We start from the raw sequence: 16,716 nt of genomic DNA, 5'->3' as shown, positions 1-16,716 counted from the left end.
CGCGGTCCGCTGTGCGATGCCCTCGTCCCACCGGGACGGGGGCATCCGTGTGCTCCGGTCGATCGGTGCCCGTTCCCGATAATGATCGTCCTGTTGTCAGTGGGGCCCGGTACGCTCGAAAGTACGATGACAGAGGACCTCTCACCGGCCGAGCGGTACGCGGCAGCCCGCAGGCGGGCAGCCGAGCAGGCCACCGCGCTCGCGTCCTTCCGCGAGATGTACGACTTCGGCCTCGACCCCTTCCAGATCGAGGCCTGCCAGGCGCTCGAGGCGGGGAAGGGCGTGCTGGTGGCCGCCCCCACCGGCTCGGGCAAGACGATCGTGGGCGAGTTCGCCGTCCACCTCGCCCTCCAGCAGGGCAAGAAGTGCTTCTACACGACACCCATCAAGGCGCTGTCGAACCAGAAGTACGCCGACCTGTGCCGCCGCTACGGCGCCGACAAGGTCGGCCTGCTCACCGGCGACAACAGCGTGAACTCCGAGGCGCCGGTGGTCGTGATGACCACCGAGGTCCTGCGGAACATGCTGTACGCGGGCTCCCAGACCCTCCTCGGCCTCGGCTACGTGGTCATGGACGAGGTGCACTACCTCTCCGACCGCTTCCGCGGTGCCGTATGGGAGGAAGTGATCATTCACCTGCCGGAGTCGGTGACCCTCGTGTCGCTGTCGGCGACCGTGTCCAACGCGGAGGAGTTCGGCGACTGGCTGGACACCGTCCGCGGCGACACCGAGGTGATCGTCTCCGAGCACCGGCCCGTGCCGCTGTTCCAGCACGTGCTCGCCGGGCGGCGGATGTACGACCTGTTCGAGGAGGGCGAGGGCCACAAGAAGGCCGTCAACCCCGACCTCGCCCGCCTCGCCCGCATGGAGGCCACCCGGCCGTCGTACCAGGACCGCCGGCGCGGCCGTGCGATGCGCGAGGCCGACCGGGAGCGGGAGCGCCGGCAGCGCTCACGGGTGTGGACGCCGGGCCGCCCGGAGGTCATCGAGCGCCTGGACTCCGAGGGTCTGCTGCCCGCGATCACGTTCATCTTCAGCCGCGCCGCCTGCGAGGCCGCGGTCCAGCAGTGCCTGTACGCGGGTCTGCGGCTCAACGACGAGGAGGCGCGGGACACGGTCCGCGCCCTGGTCGAGGAGCGCACGGCGCACATCGCGCCGGAGGACCTGCACGTCCTCGGCTACTACGAGTGGCTGGAGGGCCTGGAGCGGGGCATCGCCGCCCACCACGCGGGCATGCTGCCGACGTTCAAGGAGGTCGTCGAGGAGCTGTTCGTGCGCGGCCTGGTGAAGGCCGTGTTCGCGACCGAGACGCTCGCGCTCGGCATCAACATGCCCGCCCGTTCGGTGGTGCTGGAGAAGCTCGTCAAGTGGAACGGCGAGCAGCACGCCGACATCACGCCCGGCGAGTACACGCAGCTGACCGGCCGGGCCGGCCGCCGCGGCATCGACGTCGAGGGCCACGCCGTGGTGCTCTGGCAGCGCGGCATGAGCCCCGAGCACCTGGCCGGTCTCGCGGGCACGCGTACGTATCCGCTGCGCTCCAGCTTCAAGCCGTCGTACAACATGGCGGTCAACCTGGTGGAGCAGTTCGGCCGGCACCGCTCGCGGGAGTTGCTGGAGACCTCCTTCGCGCAGTTCCAGGCCGACAAGTCGGTCGTCGGGATCTCCCGGCAGGTGCAGCGCAACGAGGAGGGCCTGGAGGGCTACAAGGCCTCCATGACCTGCCACCTCGGTGACTTCGAGGAGTACGCGCAGCTGCGCCGCCAGCTGAAGGACCGGGAGACGGAGCTGGCCCGCCAGGGTGCGAGCCAGCGGCGTGCCGAGGCCGCCGTCGCGCTGGAGAAGCTCAAGCCGGGCGACGTGATCCACGTGCCCACCGGCAAGTACGCGGGCCTGGCGCTGGTGCTGGACCCGGGTCTGCCCGCCGGCCGTTCCAACGGGCACCGCGGCTTCGACCACCACGACGGCCCGCGCCCGCTGGTGCTGACCGCCGAACGGCAGGTGAAGCGGCTGGCGTCGATGGACTTCCCGGTGCCGGTCGAGCCGCTGGACCGGATGCGGATCCCGAAGAGCTTCAACCCGCGTTCCCCGCAGTCGCGTCGGGATCTGGCGTCGGCGCTGCGCACCAAGGCCGGGCACATCCCGCCGGACCGGGCCCGCAAGAAGCGTTCGCAGGCCGCGGACGACCGGGAGATCGCCCGGCTGCGGACGGCGATCCGCGCGCACCCCTGCCACGGCTGCAACGACCGTGAGGACCACGCGCGGTGGGCGGAGCGGTATCACCGGCTGCTGCGGGACACCTCGCAGCTGGAGCGCCGCATCGAGGGCCGGACGAACACGATCGCCCGCACGTTCGACCGGATCGTCGCCCTGCTGACCGAGATGGACTACCTGCGCGGTGACGAGGTCACCGAGCACGGCAAGCGGCTCGCCCGGCTGTACGGCGAACTGGACCTGCTGGCCAGCGAGTGCCTGCGCGAGGGCGTCTGGGAGGGCCTGAGCCCGGCCGAACTGGCCGCCTGCGTCTCGGCGCTGGTGTACGAGGCGCGGGTCGGCGACGACGCGATGGCGCCGAAGCTGCCGTCGGGGAAGGCGAAGGCCGCGCTCGGCGAGATGGTGCGGATCTGGGGCCGGCTGGACGCCCTGGAGGAGGACTTCCGCATCAGCCAGACCGAAGGCGTCGGGCAGCGCGAGCCCGATCTGGGATTCGCCTGGGCCGTGTACATGTGGGCCTCCGGGACGGCGCTCGACGAGGTGCTGCGCGAGGCGGACATGCCGGCGGGCGACTTCGTGCGCTGGTGCAAGCAGGTGATCGACGTGCTCGGGCAGATCTCGGCGGCCGCGCCGGCCGAGGGCTCGACCGTGGCGAAGACCGCGCGCAAGGCCGTCGAGCAGGTGCTGCGGGGTGTCGTCGCCTACTCGTCGGTGGGCTGAGCGGAAGGCGGCCACCGGCCGCCGCACGGTGTGAACTCCGGGCCCCCGCCCGGTGGACGCGCCCCCTTGGGTGAGGGGAGCGGGTCCGCCGGGCGGGGGCCGTCGTTCGTCAGCCGACGGACGCCTATTCACTCATCACGGTGAGTGACCTTCGCATACCCGTTCACGGTGACCGAACGTGTTCGAATGGGAGCCGTGCGTGTAAATGGAGCCGAGCGTACTCCTGTCACGCAAGGGATTTCCGGTGCTTGCCGAATATGACACAGCGATGATCCGGTCGGACTAAGCTCGCCCGCGGCGCACCGAGTTGAGGTGAATTCGTGCGCCTGTTCCCAAATCTCCCGAAGATCCCGTCAGTTCCATGAACCTTCCCCTTCCATGCTCCCCCGACACCCAGCCGATTCGTCTCAGAAGGCATCCATGGTGAGTGTTCAGAAGCCTCCCGGTCGCCGTGAACGTCCCTATGCGCGCGTCCTGTTGCCGCCGGCCATAGTGATGGCCGCCGCGAGCGCTGCCGCCATGGCCCTGGTGCCGGCGTCGGCCCGGCTCGCCGTGGGCCTGTGCGGGGCGCTGGCGGTGCTGCTGGTGCTCGTCACCGGCGCGGAGGCCGCCCGCCGGGGCCGCATCCTGCGCGAGACCAGGGCCGAGCACGCCCGTCACCGCGCGTATCTGGAACACCGGCTCGCCGCCCACGACGACCTGATCACCCGCTTCGCCACGGACATCATTCCGACCGGCCTGCTGCGGCTGCGCGCCGGCGAACCGCTGCGGGACGTACTGACCAACGTCTACGACGTCGACCCCGAACTGCGCGGACTGCACGAGTCGTACCGCGAGATGTTCCGCGTCTCGCTGCGCGGCGCCGACCACGAGATCTCGATGCGCGACGCCACCGAGCGCTCCTTCGTGAGCATCGCCCGCCGCGTCCAGGCCATCGTCCACCAGCAGGCCAAGGAACTGCGCGAGATGGAGGAGGACCACGGCCGCAACCCCGAGGTCTTCGACGACCTCCTCCGCCTCGACCACGGCACCTCGCTGATCGGCCGGCTCGCCGACACCATCTCCGTGCTCGGCGGCGGCCGCCCCGGACGCCAGTGGCCCCTGCCGGTCTCCCTCTACAGCGTGCTGCGCGGCGCCATGTCCCGCATCCTCGAGTACCGGCGCATCGAGCTGAGCTCCATCGTCAACATCAACATCAAGGGCACCGCCGTCGAGCCGGTCATCCACGCCGCCGCCGAGCTCCTCGACAACGCCACCCGCTACTCGCCGCCCACGAACAAGGTGCGCGTCACCGCCGCCGAGGTGCAGGCCGGTATCGCCGTCGAGATCGAGGACGCCGGTGTCAGCCTCAGCGAGGAGTCCCGCGCCCGCATCGAGCAGATGATCGAGGACGCCAAGAACGGCGACGACGCGCAGAACCTCGGCGAGAACCCGCGCCTCGGCCTCGCCGTCGTCGGCCGGCTCTGCAAGCACTTCGACATGGAGGTCTCGCTGCGCGCCTCCGCCTACGGCGGTGTCCGCGCGATCCTCATCATCCCGCGCGTCATGACCACCACCGAGCCCGGCGTCGGCGCCGCGCACGGCATCGGCGCCACCGGCGTGCCCCAGCCCGAACTCGGCGCCGTCGAGGGCCCCAAGCGCCCGCCGAAGCGCCGCCGCCCCACCAGCCCCAAGATCCCGGCCGGCATCTCCATGGAGGACGACGTCCCGGAGGTCACCGAGTGGACCGCGGGCGGTCTGCCCCAGCGCCGCAGCCGGGTGAAGACCTCGCTCACCCAGCGGTACGCCGAACAGGCCGCCATCGAACGCGCCGAGCGCGAGGGCAGGCCGACCATCTGGTCCCAGACCCGGTCCGAGCCGGAACCCGAGCCCGAGATCGACCCCGAGCGCAAGAAGCTCATGGACCGGCCGCCCGGCATGTGGATGGAGGCCTTCTGGGACGGCCTGCGCAAGGGCATGCCCGAGGACGCCACCGCCGCCGAGCTGACCGACTTCACGCTCAACCCCACCAAGTACGTGCACCTGCTCAACGATTCGGACGACCCCATCGAGGGGGCCACCGAGGCCGACGACGAGGGGACTCTCAAGTGATCCAGCAGCGAGCGAACCTGGACTGGATGCTCAAGCAGCTGAACGACGGCGTGCCGGGCATCGAGATGATCGTGGTGCTGTCCGCCGACGGACTGCGCATCGCCCGCTACGGCGGCGACCCCGACGCCGCGGACCGGGTGGCCGCCGCCTGCGCGGGCGTGCAGAGCCTGGCCGGCGCCATCATCCAGGAGATCCCCGGCGCCGGGGACATGAAGGTCGTCGTCATCGAGATCGAGGGCGGCTACTTCTACCTGATGAACGCCGGCGCCAACGCCTACCTCGCCGTACTGGCCGACGTGACCTGCGAGCCGGGCCGGATGAGCGGCATGATGCGGGACCTCGTCGTCCGGATCGGCGCCCATCTCACCAGTCCGCCCCGGCGGAACGGGCAGACCGTATGACACCTCCACGACGCAAACGGCGCCAGCCGCAGCACCAGCGACAACACCTGCCGCCCCCGCCCCCGCCGGGGCCCCAGCCGGCGGGCGGCCAGGTGCCGCCAAGGAACCCCGAGCGGCTGTACACGATCGCCGGGTCGGCGGACGGCGCACGGGCCGAACTCGACCTCGTGACGCTGATCGTGGCGCGCTCCGCACCCCAGCCGGCCGCGTCACCGGAGGAGTCGGCGGTGCTCCGGCTCTGCGCGGCCCCCCTGTCCGTGGCCGAGCTCTCGGCCTATCTCCAACTGCCGTTCAGCGCGGTGACCGTACTGATCACCGAGCTGATCGCGGCCGAACTGGTGCAGGCGCGCGCCCCGATCGTCCGCCAGGCGGTCCCCGACCGTTCACTCCTCGAAGCGGTGATGCATGGACTTCAACGGCTCTGACACGCTCCCCGGCCCGCGCACCGAGGACCACCTGCCGCACACCGCGCAGGCCGCGGTGAAGCTGGTGATCGTGGGCGGCTTCGGCGTCGGCAAGACCACCATGGTCGGTTCGGTCAGCGAGATCAGGCCGCTGACCACCGAGGAGACCATGACGCAGGCCGGCATCGGCGTCGACGACAACTACGGCTCCGACTCCAAGACGGCCACCACCGTGGCCATGGACTTCGGCCGCATCAGCATCACCGACAAGCTGGTGCTCTACCTCTTCGGCACCCCCGGCCAGGAGCGCTTCTGGTTCCTGTGGAACGGCCTGTTCGAGGGCGCCCTCGGCGCGGTCGTCCTGGTCGACACCCGGCGTCTGGAAGTCAGCTTCGACGTCATGGGCCGGCTGGAGGAGCGCGGGGTGCCGTTCGTCGTCGCCGTCAACTCCTTCCCCGACGGGCCCCGCTATCCCGTCGAGGAACTGCGCACCGCGCTCGACCTGGCCCCGGACATCCCGATCATCGAGTGCGACGTGCGCCGCCGCGCCTCCAGCAAGGACGTGCTCATGACGCTCATGCGCTTCCTGCACTCCCTGGCCATGTCGGGCGCCCTCACCTGACCCGCAGCCGACCGACCCCCACTCCATCCGTTCCGGAGCGATCACTGTGACGCCTGAACCCCAATACCTCACCGGCACCGACCCCACCCCCGGCCCGCCGCCCGGCTGCCCGGCGCACGGGCTCGGCCCCGGGGGACTGCACCGGCTCTACGGCCCCGACGCCGAGGACCTCGGCGACCTCTACGAGCGGCTGCGCGACCAGCACGGCCCGGTGGCCCCCGTACTGCTCCACGACGACGTGCCGATGTGGGTGGTCCTCGGGCACGCCGAGAACCTGCAACTCGTGCGCAGTCCCTCGCAGTACACCCGGGACAGCCGGATCTGGACGCCGCTGCTGGACGGCGAGGTCAAGCCCGACCACCCGCTCATGCCGCACATCGCCTGGCAGCCGATCTGCTCGCACGCCGAGGGCGACGAGCACCAGCGGCTGCGGGCCGCCGTCACCGCGGCCATGTCGACCATCGACCACCGCAGCGTCCGCCGGCACATCGGCCGCTCCACACAGGCCCTGGTCAACAGCTTCTGCGAGCGGGGCCGGGCCGACCTGGTCTCGCACTTCGCCGAGCACCTGCCGATGGCCGTGATGTGCGAGATCCTCGGCATGCCCGAGGAGTACAACGACCGGATGGTGCAGGCCGCCCGCGACGCGCTCAAGGGCACCGAGACCGCCATCCAGAGCCACGCCTACGTCATGGACGCGCTCAGCCGGCTCACCACCCGGCGCCGGGCCAGGCCCGAGGACGACTTCACCAGTCACCTCATCACCCACCCGGCCGGACTCGACGACGACGAGGTCCGCGAACACCTGCGCCTCGTCCTGTTCGCGGCCTACGAGGCCACCGCCAACCTGCTCGCCAACGCGCTGCGGATGGTCCTCACCGAGCCGGGTTTCCGTGCCCAGCTCAACGGCGGCCAGATGACCGTGCCCGAGGCGATCGAGCAGTCGCTGTGGGACGAGCCGCCGTTCAGCACCGTCCTCGGCTACTACGCCAAGCAGGACACCGAGCTGGGCGGGCAGCGCATCCGCAAGGGCGACGGGCTGCTGTTCGCGCCCGCCCCGGGCAACCTCGACCCGCGCGTCCGCCCGGACCTGTCGGCCGGCATGCAGGGCAACCGGTCCCACCTGGCCTTCGGCGGCGGCCCGCACGAGTGCCCCGGCCAGGACATCGGCCGTGCCATCGCCGACGTCGGTGTCGACGCCCTGCTGACCCGGCTGCCGGACATCGGGCTCGACTGCGCGGAGGACGACCTCCAGTGGCGGGCGTCCATCGCGTCCCGGCACCTGGTGGCGCTGCCGGTGCGGTTCGAACCCAAGCCGCAGCAGGACGTCGACCTGCCGCCGCGGGCCATGCCCCTGCCGCAGCAGCGCGCCGACTGGCAGGTCGGCACCCTGAGCAGCGCCCCCGCCCCGGCCGCCGAACCGCTGCCCGCCCCGCGCCCCGCGCCGGACTTCGTCCCCGCGCCGGCCGGTCCGGACCGGCCGAAGGGCGTCTGGCGGCGCCTGCTGCACTGGTGGCGCGGCGAGTGACCTAAGGCCTGTCGTTCGGATCAGGCCGGCCTGGCCCACGGTGCCTTGTCTGCCGACCCGAGCGGGGCGTGCCACGCCCTGCGGCGCGGGCATGATCCAAACGCCAGGCCCTAGGTCTGCTCGCCACCGGCCCAGGTGTCGTACGACGACCAGGCGCGGAGCACGCAGCCGCTGACGAACGCGTGCTCCGCCCCGGTGACCGGGTCGGTGAACGCCAGCCTGCGCGCCAGCAGTTGCAGCGGGCGCCGGAAATCACCGGGCGGCACCGGGCCGGTCACCTCCGGGTACAGCGGGTCGCCCAGGATGGGCACGCCCAGCGTGTTCAGGTGCACCCGCAGCTGATGCGTCTGCCCGGTCGCCGGGAGAAGCCGGTACCGGGCCAGCCGCTCCCGGTGGGCGGCGAGTTCCACGTACGTCTCGGCGTTCGGCTCACCCTCGACCTCGCGCGCCGCCTGCACCCCGCGCTCCTTGACGATCCGGCTGCGCACGGTGCGGGGGAGGGCCAGCGCGGGGTCGTGGGGGGCGATCGCCTCGTACTCCTTGCGGACCAGCCGCTCGGCGAACAGCGACTGGTACGCGCCGCGCTCCTCGGGCCGCACCGTGAACAGCACCAGCCCGGCGGTCAGCCGGTCCAGGCGGTGCGCGGCCGACAGCGCCGGGATGCCCAGCTCGTGCCGCAGCCGGGCCAGCGCGGTCTGCGCGACGTGCGAGCCGCGCGGGGTGGTGGCCAGGAAGTGCGGCTTGTCGGCCACGACGATGTGCGCGTCCCGGTACACCACCTCCACCGGGAACGGCACCGGTACCTCGGGGGGCAGCTCCCGGTGGAACCACACGAACATCCCCGGCTCGTACGGCGCGCCCGGCGCCACCGGCCGCCCGTCGGCGCCGACGATCAGCCCCGCGTCGAACATCCCCTCGACGACCCCGGGGCCGGCGCCCGTCAGCCGCTCCACCAGGTGCTCGCGCACGGTGGCCCACGCCCCGTCCACGGGGAGCCGCACCCGTACGGGGTCGACCCCGTCGCGCTGGGGGAGCGGGGCGGGCGGCGGCGGGGTACGGCGTCTCATCGGCACCCAGGGTACGAGGGGGTGGTCCATGCGTGCCGATCCGGTGTGGGGCGGGCCCCCCGGTGGGCAGGATGTGGATCATGCCGTTCCTCACCAGCCCGGTGCTGCCTCCCGGGACCCTCGCCCGTACCGCGCAGCCCTCCCTGCCCACCGGCGACGGCCTGCTGCTGCGCCCCTGGCGGGCCGGGGACGCGCCCGCCGTCCACGCCGCCTTCCAGGACCCCTCCCTCCACCAGTGGCACATCAGGACCTGCGACTCCGAGGAGGAGGCCGCCGGCTGGATCGCGCAGTGGCGGGCGGGGTGGGAGGGCGAGCGGGAAGTCCAGTGGGCGGTCGTGGACGAGGCGACGGACGGGCTGCGGGGCCGGGTCGCGCTGCGTCAGATCCTGCTCGGGGACGGTGTCGCCGAGGTCGCCTACTGGACGGTGGCCCGGGCGCGCGGCCGGGGTGTCGCCGCCCGCGCCGCCACCGCCCTGAGCCGCTGGGCCTTCGAGGAGATCGGCTTCCACCGGCTCGAACTCTTCCACGCCACCGCCAATCCGGCCTCCTGCCGGGTCGCCGAGAAGGCCGGCTTCGCTCTGGAGGGCACCAAACGCAGCGCCCTGCTGCACCGGGACGGCTGGCACGACATGCACTTCCACGCGCGGGTGCACGGCGACTGACGGCCGGGGCGGCCCCCGGGACGTACAGGACTCGGGCATCGTCCTCGGGTGCTGGGCGGGCGTGCCATGATGACGGGTCGTCTCCCGTCGTCCCTGGGTGTCCCGCATGCCGGTGTTCGAACTCGCCGACCGACTCGTCGTCGGAGTGGCCTCCAGTGCCCTGTTCGATCTGCGGGAGTCGGACGCGGTGTTCCGGGAGCAGGGCGAGGAGGCCTACCGGGCCCACCAGGAGGAGAACGTCGACCACACGCTGCGGCCGGGGGTGGCGTTCGCCTTCGTCCGGCGGCTGCTGTCCCTGAACGACCTGAGCGAGCCCGGGGACCCGCTCGTCGAGGTGATCATCCTCTCCCGCAACGACCCGGACACCGGCCTGCGGGTCATGCGGTCGATCCAGGCGCACGGTCTGCCGATCAGCCGGGCCATCTTCCGGCAGGGACGCTCCCCGTATCCGTTCATGACGGCGCTGAACATGTCCCTGTTCCTGTCGGCCGACGGGGGCGACGTGCGCGAGGCCGTCGCCGCGGGACTGCCGGCCGGGCATGTGCTGGGGTCGGCGTACGCGGACGACCCCGCCGACCGGGACCTGCGCATCGCCTTCGACTTCGACGGAGTGCTCGCGAGCGACGCCGCGGAGCAGGTGTTCCAGTCGGCCGGTCTGGAGGAGTTCCGCGCGCACGAGGCCCGTAACGCGGCCACCCCGCACGACCCCGGTCCCCTGCGGGACTTCCTCGCGGGGGTGAACCGCATCCAGCGGCGCGAGGAGGAGCGGCGCAGGAGCGATCCCGGCTACGAGATGCGCGTCCACGTCTCCATCGTGACCGCCCGCAACGCGCCGGCGCACGAGCGTGCCGTGCGCAGCCTGAAGGAGTGGGGCGTACGGGTCAACGACGCCTTCTTCCTCGGCGGTATAGACAAGGGGGCGGTCATGAAGGTGCTGAACCCGCACATCTTCTTCGACGACCAGGTGACCCACCTGGAGAGCACGTCCCGGACCACGCCCAGCGTGCACGTCCCGTTCGGCAGGATCAACGAGACGGCGCCCTGAGCGCGGCGGGGCTCACGCGGCGGCCGCGCCGCCCTCCTGCTCCGCCTCGATACGGGCGTTCCAGTCCCGCTTGGAGGCCTGCCAGCCGTCCTCGTTGTGGCCGAGCCGCCAGTAGCCGGAGATGGACAGGTCCTCGCGCGGGATCTGGAGCTCCACGCGGAGCAGCCGGCGCAGCTCCTTCACGAAGCCCGCCTCGCCGTGCACGAAGGCGTGCGGCCGGCCCGCCGGGAAGTCCAGCGCCCGTACGGCCTCCAGCAGGGCCTCGCCGACCGGGCGGGTCCCACGGTGCAGCCAGACGACCTCCACCTCGGAGTCGATCTTCTGCTCCTCCTCGGGGCCGGAGACCTCGATGAAGGCGTGGGCGCGGGCGCCGGCCGGCAGGGTCTCCAGGGCGCGGGCGATCGCGGGCAGCGCGCTCTCGTCGCCGGCGAGCAGATGCCAGTCCGCGTCCGGGGCGGGCGCGTAGGCGCCGCCTGGGCCCATGAAGCGGACCGGGTCACCGGGCCGGACGCGGGTGGCCCACGGTCCGGCCAGGCCCTCGTCGCCGTGGATCACGAAGTCCAGGGTCAGCTCCCGGTGTTCCGGGTCGAAGGCGCGCACGGTGTAGGTCCGGGTCACCGGCCACTGCTCGCGGGGGAACTCCGCGCGGATGCGCTCGAGGTCGAAGGGCTCGGGGTAGGTCACGCCGGGCGGCGCGAACAGCAGCTTCACGTAGTGGTCGGTGCAGGTGTCCGCGGCGAATCCGGCGAGGCCCTCGCCGCCCAGCACCACACGCTGCATGTGGGGGGTGAGGCGTTCGGTGCGTACGACCTGGGCGGTATGGGCCCTGCGCGGCTGACGTCCCGGGCGCTCTGCCATCACGGCCTCCTGCGAGATTGGTTAGGTTTACCTAAGTTAGCACCTCGCTCCGAGTGAACACCTCTCTCCCGAGGGCTCGATGGGAGCCCTTTGCCGGAATATTTCCCACTGGGTCACTCCACGAGCGTGTCCAGCAGCCGTTGCAGGGAGCCGCCCAGGCCCCAGCGCTTCGCCAGGTCCTCCAGTGCCGCCGGGTCGCGCGGGGTGTGCGGCAGGGCGGTGTCGACGTCCGGCAGCGGCACGTCGCCGGCCACCCGGACCACCTTCGGCGCGACCGCGAGGTACGGCCTGGCCTCGGTGAGCCGCTTGCGCTGCGACGGCGTGAGCTTCGCCCGCGGGTCGTCGACCGCGGCCATGATCCCGGCGAGGTCGCCGAACTCGGCGAGCAGCTTGGCGGCCGTCTTCTCGCCGATGCCGGCCACGCCCGGCAGGCCGTCGCTCGGGTCGCCGCGCAGCAGCGCGAGATCCGCGTACCCCCGCCCGTCGACGCCATACTTCTCGCGCAGCACCGCCTCGTCGGTCAGCTGCAGCGTGCCGACGCCCTTGACCGGGTACAGCACCCGGATCCCGCGGCCGTCGTCGACCAGCTGGTACAGGTCGCGGTCGCCGGTGACGATGTCGACCGGGCCGTCGGCGCGGGCGGTGAACGTGCCGATCACGTCGTCCGCCTCGTACCCCGCGACCCCGACGCGGGCGATACCGATCGCGTCCAGGACGTCCTCGATGACCGGCACCTGCGGGGAGAGGGTGTCCGGCACCTCCTCCTCGTCCGGGCCGCCCTCGTGCTCCTCGGCCACCCGGTGCGCCTTGTAGGTGGGGATCAGGTCGACCCGCCACTGCGGGCGCCAGTCGGCGTCCATGCAGGCGACCAGCCTGTCCGGCCGGTGGTCCTTCACCAGGCGGTCGATGAAGTCCAGCAGTCCCCGCACGGCGTTCACCGGCGTGCCGTCGGGCGCCTTCACGGAGTCCGGGACGCCGAAGTAGGCGCGGAAGTACAGCGAGGCGGTGTCGAGGAGCATCAGTCGTCCGGTCACGCTCGCATCATGCCGTACGGCACCGACAGCGTCCCCCCGCGCCGGAACGAGTTGCGTGCTGCGCATCGCCGTGAGCCCTGCCACTTGTGCGTTTGTCCTGGTCGGACGGGGGGAGGTGCGGTTCTCGGAGCGAGGCTGTTGCACTTTTCAACTGTTCGCGGCCCTACGTCTCCTGTTCCTGTCCCCGGAGACGAGAGGTACGCGTGCAAGCCAGGCTTGAGGCGGAGCACCTGTTCAAGGTGTTCGGCAGACGACCGGACGCAGCAGTGAAGACCCTGAAGCAGGGCACCGACCGGGAGGAGCTGCGCGCGGACGGCACGACCGCCGCGGTGATCGACGCGTCCTTCCGGGTGGAGGCCGGTGAGATCTTCGTCGTCATGGGGCTGTCGGGCTCCGGGAAGTCCACCCTCCTGCGCATGCTCAACGGCCTGCTGGAGCCCACCGCGGGCACCGTCCGCTTCGACGGGCAGGACCTGACCGGGCTCGCCGACCGCGAGCTGCGCGAGCTGCGGTCGAAGAAGATCAGCATGGTCTTCCAGCACTTCGCGCTCTTCCCGCACCGCAGCGTCCGCGACAACGCCGCCTACGGCCTGGAAGTGCAGGGCGTGCCCCGCGCCGAGCGCGGACGTCGCGCCGACGAGGCGCTCGCCCTGTGCGGCCTGGCCGGCTGGGAGACGTCCTGGCCCGACGAGCTGTCCGGCGGCATGCAGCAGCGCGTCGGCCTGGCCCGCGCGCTCGCCACCGACGCCGACCTGCTGCTGATGGACGAGTCCTTCAGCGCCCTGGACCCGCTCATCCGGCGGGACATGCAGGACCAGCTGCTGGAGCTGCAGAAGACGCTGAAGAAGACGATCGTCTTCATCACCCACGACCTCAACGAGGCGATGCGGCTCGGCGACCGCATCGCCGTCATGCGCGACGGCCGCATCGTGCAGACGGGCACGGCCGAGGACATCCTGCTGCGCCCCGCGAACGACTACGTCGCCTCCTTCATCCAGGACGTCGACCGCTCCCGCGTGCTGACCGCCGCCGCCGTCATGGACACCGCCCTGCGCGGCGACGAGGCCGACTGCGACTGCGAGACCGCGGCACCGGGCACGCCGTTCACCGAGCTGTGCGCGATCAGCGCACGGCTCAGCCACCCCGTCGCCGTCGTCGACGGCGACGGCACCCTCGTCGGCGTCGTGCCCCGGCAGCGCCTGGTCGGCTTCCTCGGCGACGAGACGAACGAGCCCGCGGTGTGCGGCGACGGCCCGAAGAAGGTGACCGCCCGTGCCTAGGCTTCCCCTCGGCGACTGGGTCGACTCCGGCGTGAACTGGCTGGTCGACCACTTCTCCTGGCTCTTCGACGCCGTCAAGGCGGTCCTGGAGGGCATGTACGACGGCATCGACGCCGTGCTCACCGCGCCCGCGCCGCTGCTGATGGCCGGCATCCTCGCCGTCGTCGCCTGGTGGCTGCGCGGCCTGCTCGCCGGTGTCCTGGCCTTCGCCGGATTCGCGCTGGTCGACTCGCTCGACCTGTGGGACCGCGCCATGTCCACACTCGCGCTGGTCCTCGTGGCGACCGTGATCGCCCTGGTGATCTCGCTGCCGCTGGGCATCTGGGCGGCCCGGTCCAAGGCGGTCAGCGCGGCCGTACGGCCCGTGCTGGACCTGCTGCAGACCATGCCGTCGATGGTGCTGCTGATCCCGGCCATGCTCTTCTTCGGCCTGGGCACCGCCGCCGGTGTGGTGGCCACCCTGATCTTCGCGCTCGCCCCCGGCGTCCGCATGACCGAGCTGGGCATCCGGCAGGTCGACGCCGAACTGGTGGAGGCCGCCGAGGCGTTCGGCACCACCCCGCGCAACACCCTGTGGCGCGTGCAGCTGCCGCTCGCCCTGCCGACCATCATGGCCGGCGTCAACCAGGTGATCATGCTGGGCCTGTCCATGGTCGTCATCGCGGGCATGGTCGGCACCGGCGGCCTCGGCGGCGCCGTCAACGAGGCCATCGGCCAGCTCGACATCGGCTACGGCTTCGAGGCGGGCGTCGGCATCGTCGTCCTCGCCATCTACCTGGACCGGATCACCGGCGCGCTCGGCACCCAGCTGTCCCCGCTGAGCCGCCGGGCCACCGCCAAGGCCCCCACGCGCGCGTGGTCGTACCGCCCCCGGCCGGCGGTGGCCCTCGCCGGTGTGGTGATCCTCGCCCTCGTCGCCGGCGGGCTCGGCGTCTTCGGCGACTCCAGCGGCACCTCCGAGGCCTCCGGCACCGACGTCGGCAAGGGCAGGGAGATCAAGATCGGCTACATCCCCTGGGACGAGGGCATCGCCTCCACCTTCCTCTGGAAGGAGCTCCTCGAGGAGCGCGGCTTCAAGGTGACGACCACCCAGTACGCGGCCGGCCCCCTCTACACCGGCCTCGCCACCGGCCAGCTCGACTTCGAGACCGACTCCTGGCTGCCCACCACGCACGCCGAGTACTGGCGCAAGTACGGCAAGCAGCTCGACGATCTCGGCAAGTGGTACGGCCCCACCTCCCTGGAGCTGACCGTCCCGTCGTACGTCAAGGACGTGAACTCCCTGGCGGACCTCAAGGCCCACGCCTCCGAGTTCGGCGGGAAGATCGTCGGCATCGAGCCCAGCGCGGGCATGATGGGCCTGCTCAAGGACAAGGTGCTCGGCGCGTACGGCCTCAAGGGCGACTACGAGGTGATCGACGGCTCCACCCCGGCGATGCTCGCCGAGCTCAAGCGCGCCTACGCCAAGAAGCAGCCGGTCGTCGTCACCCTCTGGTCGCCGCACTGGGCCTACAGCGACTACGGCCTGAAGAAGCTGAAGGACCCGAAGGGCGCCTGGGGCAAGGGCGACGGGGTGCACACCCTGGCCCGCGAGGGCTTCGCCGCCGACAACCCCGAGGTCGGCCGCTGGCTGCAGGACTTCTCCATGACCGAGAAGCAGCTCACGAGCCTGGAGGCGGGGATCCAGAAGGCCGGCAAGGGCAAGGAGCAGGACGCCGTCCGCGACTGGCTCAAGCGCAACCCGGGCCTGGTCGACAAGTGGGCCCCGGTCGCCAAGGGCGGCACCGACAGCCGGGCGGCCGGGTGACCTGACCGGCCCGGACCGCCTGCCGAGGGGCGGACAGCACCGTACGACGGCGCTGTCCGCCCCTCTCGGCTTCCCGGCCGCCCCGGCCCGCCGGCCACGGATCCGATTCGGCCAATCACCGCACGTGATGACCATGGGCGCGGACGGAGCTGCACCGCCCGCCCGAGCGGCGCAATCACCTCCGGCACAGGCCTGTTCCGGCCGGGCGCGCGCCCGTGACGGGGTGGCGCGAACCGTGGGGGTGCGCTCCCATGCGCATGTCAGCAATATGGCAGCCGCGTGAAACGGTTTGCCGAACATGCGTAGGGTGCAGAGAAGTCATCAGAAGGGGCATGCCTCCCGGCGGGCACCCGGAGAGCGGCACGACGAGCGAGGGAGGGAGCCGAGGCCATGGGCGACCACAAAGAGCAGCAGCCCGTGCGGGTGGGCGCGGCCGTCCGGCGGCGCCGCCGTGCCCTGGAGCTGACCCTCGCGGGCCTCGCCGAGCGCACCGGACTCTCGGTGCCCTTCCTCAGCCAGGTCGAGAACGACAAGGCACGACCCAGCCGCAGCTCACTGGAGAAGCTGGCCGACGCCCTGCGCACCACGGCCGTCGAACTCCTCGCCGCCGCAGACCCCGCCGCCAGCGTGGACGTCGTCCGTGCCGAACCGGTCGCGGACGGCGACTTCGCGCCGCGCACGCGCTCCCTGGTACGCGGCCACCACCAGCTGCACGCCTCCGAGTTCACCGGCGACCACGACGCCGGCCGCGAGTTCCAGCACCGCAACGACGAGCTGATGTACGTCGCCGACGGTGCCGTGGAGATCGAGGCCGAGGGCCGCGCCCACCGTCTCGGCCGCGGCGACACCCTGTACCTGACCGGTGGTGTGCGGCACCGCTGGCGGGCCACCGTCCCGGACACCAGGATCATCGTGGTCGCGGTCGCCGAGCACATCGAAGCGGTCAAGGACAGGTCGCGCTAGAGGTTCCGCGCGGACAGAAG

The 16,716-nt window shown here is 71.9% G+C and carries 14 protein-coding genes; 11 read left to right on the top strand and 3 right to left on the bottom strand.

What is annotated here, in order from left to right; translation table 11 throughout:
• The first annotated feature begins 81 nt into the window (after window positions 1-81).
• The 6 genes from N8I86_RS09040 to N8I86_RS09015 all read left to right on the top strand — a co-directional run bounded on the left by N8I86_RS09040 (window position 82) and on the right by N8I86_RS09015 (window position 7,980).
• On the top strand, window positions 82-2,934 hold the full coding sequence (locus N8I86_RS09040; RefSeq protein WP_073899672.1) for a DEAD/DEAH box helicase: 2,853 nt from the start codon (window positions 82-84) through the stop codon (window positions 2,932-2,934).
• A 420-nt stretch (window positions 2,935-3,354) separates the two neighbouring features.
• On the top strand, window positions 3,355-5,025 hold the full coding sequence (locus N8I86_RS09035; protein WP_263277539.1) for an ATP-binding protein: 1,671 nt from the start codon (window positions 3,355-3,357) through the stop codon (window positions 5,023-5,025).
• On the top strand, window positions 5,022-5,426 hold the full coding sequence (locus N8I86_RS09030; RefSeq protein WP_073899668.1) for a roadblock/LC7 domain-containing protein: 405 nt from the start codon (window positions 5,022-5,024) through the stop codon (window positions 5,424-5,426). The genes N8I86_RS09035 and N8I86_RS09030 overlap by 4 nt, the downstream gene beginning before the upstream one ends.
• Window positions 5,423-5,851, top strand: coding sequence for a DUF742 domain-containing protein (locus tag N8I86_RS09025; protein WP_123438448.1), 429 nt, complete (start codon window positions 5,423-5,425; stop codon window positions 5,849-5,851). The genes N8I86_RS09030 and N8I86_RS09025 overlap by 4 nt, the downstream gene beginning before the upstream one ends.
• Window positions 5,832-6,452, top strand: coding sequence for a GTP-binding protein (locus N8I86_RS09020; RefSeq protein ID WP_073899664.1), 621 nt, complete (start codon window positions 5,832-5,834; stop codon window positions 6,450-6,452). The genes N8I86_RS09025 and N8I86_RS09020 overlap by 20 nt, the downstream gene beginning before the upstream one ends.
• A 46-nt stretch (window positions 6,453-6,498) precedes the next feature.
• Entirely contained in the window at window positions 6,499-7,980 is a 1,482-nt protein-coding gene (locus N8I86_RS09015) for a cytochrome P450 (RefSeq protein WP_263277538.1), read from the top strand.
• A gap of 110 nt (window positions 7,981-8,090) precedes the next feature.
• Here N8I86_RS09015 and N8I86_RS09010 read toward each other — a convergent pair whose 3' ends face one another.
• A complete protein-coding gene (locus tag N8I86_RS09010) occupies window positions 8,091-9,047 on the bottom strand; it encodes a pseudouridine synthase (RefSeq protein WP_263277537.1) in 957 nt (318 codons plus the stop codon).
• Between the two features lie 80 nt (window positions 9,048-9,127).
• Between N8I86_RS09010 and N8I86_RS09005 the strand changes: the two genes are divergently transcribed.
• Together N8I86_RS09005 and N8I86_RS09000 are read left to right on the top strand one after the other, a co-directional pair.
• Entirely contained in the window at window positions 9,128-9,709 is a 582-nt protein-coding gene (locus tag N8I86_RS09005) for a GNAT family N-acetyltransferase (protein ID WP_073899659.1), read from the top strand.
• 106 nt (window positions 9,710-9,815) lie between these two features.
• The gene (locus N8I86_RS09000; protein ID WP_073899657.1) at window positions 9,816-10,754 is read left to right on the top strand and encodes a 5'-nucleotidase; all 939 of its coding nucleotides are present in this window, start codon (window positions 9,816-9,818) and stop codon (window positions 10,752-10,754) included.
• Window positions 10,755-10,766: 12 nt separating this feature from the next.
• Here N8I86_RS09000 and N8I86_RS08995 read toward each other — a convergent pair whose 3' ends face one another.
• Together N8I86_RS08995 and N8I86_RS08990 are read right to left on the bottom strand one after the other, a co-directional pair.
• Window positions 10,767-11,612 (bottom strand): siderophore-interacting protein, encoded by an 846-nt coding sequence (locus N8I86_RS08995; protein WP_263277536.1) that lies wholly within the window; start codon window positions 11,610-11,612, stop codon window positions 10,767-10,769.
• A 113-nt stretch (window positions 11,613-11,725) separates the two neighbouring features.
• The gene (locus tag N8I86_RS08990; RefSeq protein WP_073899653.1) at window positions 11,726-12,646 is read right to left on the bottom strand and encodes a 5'-3' exonuclease; all 921 of its coding nucleotides are present in this window, start codon (window positions 12,644-12,646) and stop codon (window positions 11,726-11,728) included.
• A 203-nt stretch (window positions 12,647-12,849) separates the two neighbouring features.
• On the opposite strand from N8I86_RS08990, the gene N8I86_RS08985 reads away from it, so the two are divergent.
• From N8I86_RS08985 to N8I86_RS08975, 3 genes are all read left to right on the top strand, one after another.
• Window positions 12,850-13,926, top strand: coding sequence for a quaternary amine ABC transporter ATP-binding protein (locus N8I86_RS08985; protein ID WP_123438452.1), 1,077 nt, complete (start codon window positions 12,850-12,852; stop codon window positions 13,924-13,926).
• Complete coding sequence (locus N8I86_RS08980) at window positions 13,919-15,733, top strand: ABC transporter permease/substrate binding protein (RefSeq protein ID WP_073899649.1); 1,815 nt, start codon at window positions 13,919-13,921, stop codon at window positions 15,731-15,733. The genes N8I86_RS08985 and N8I86_RS08980 overlap by 8 nt, the downstream gene beginning before the upstream one ends.
• Before the next feature lie 390 nt (window positions 15,734-16,123).
• A complete protein-coding gene (locus N8I86_RS08975) occupies window positions 16,124-16,696 on the top strand; it encodes a helix-turn-helix domain-containing protein (RefSeq protein WP_073899647.1) in 573 nt (190 codons plus the stop codon).
• Window positions 16,697-16,716: the final 20 nt, after the last annotated feature.

Origin of the sequence: Streptomyces albidicamelliae (assembly GCF_025642175.1) — a bacterium.
In the GTDB taxonomy this organism is placed as follows: Bacteria; Actinomycetota; Actinomycetes; order Streptomycetales; family Streptomycetaceae; genus Streptomyces; species Streptomyces albidocamelliae.
The sequence above is the reverse complement of the archived record's forward strand: the minus strand, read 5'-3'. Positions and strand labels throughout refer to the sequence as shown.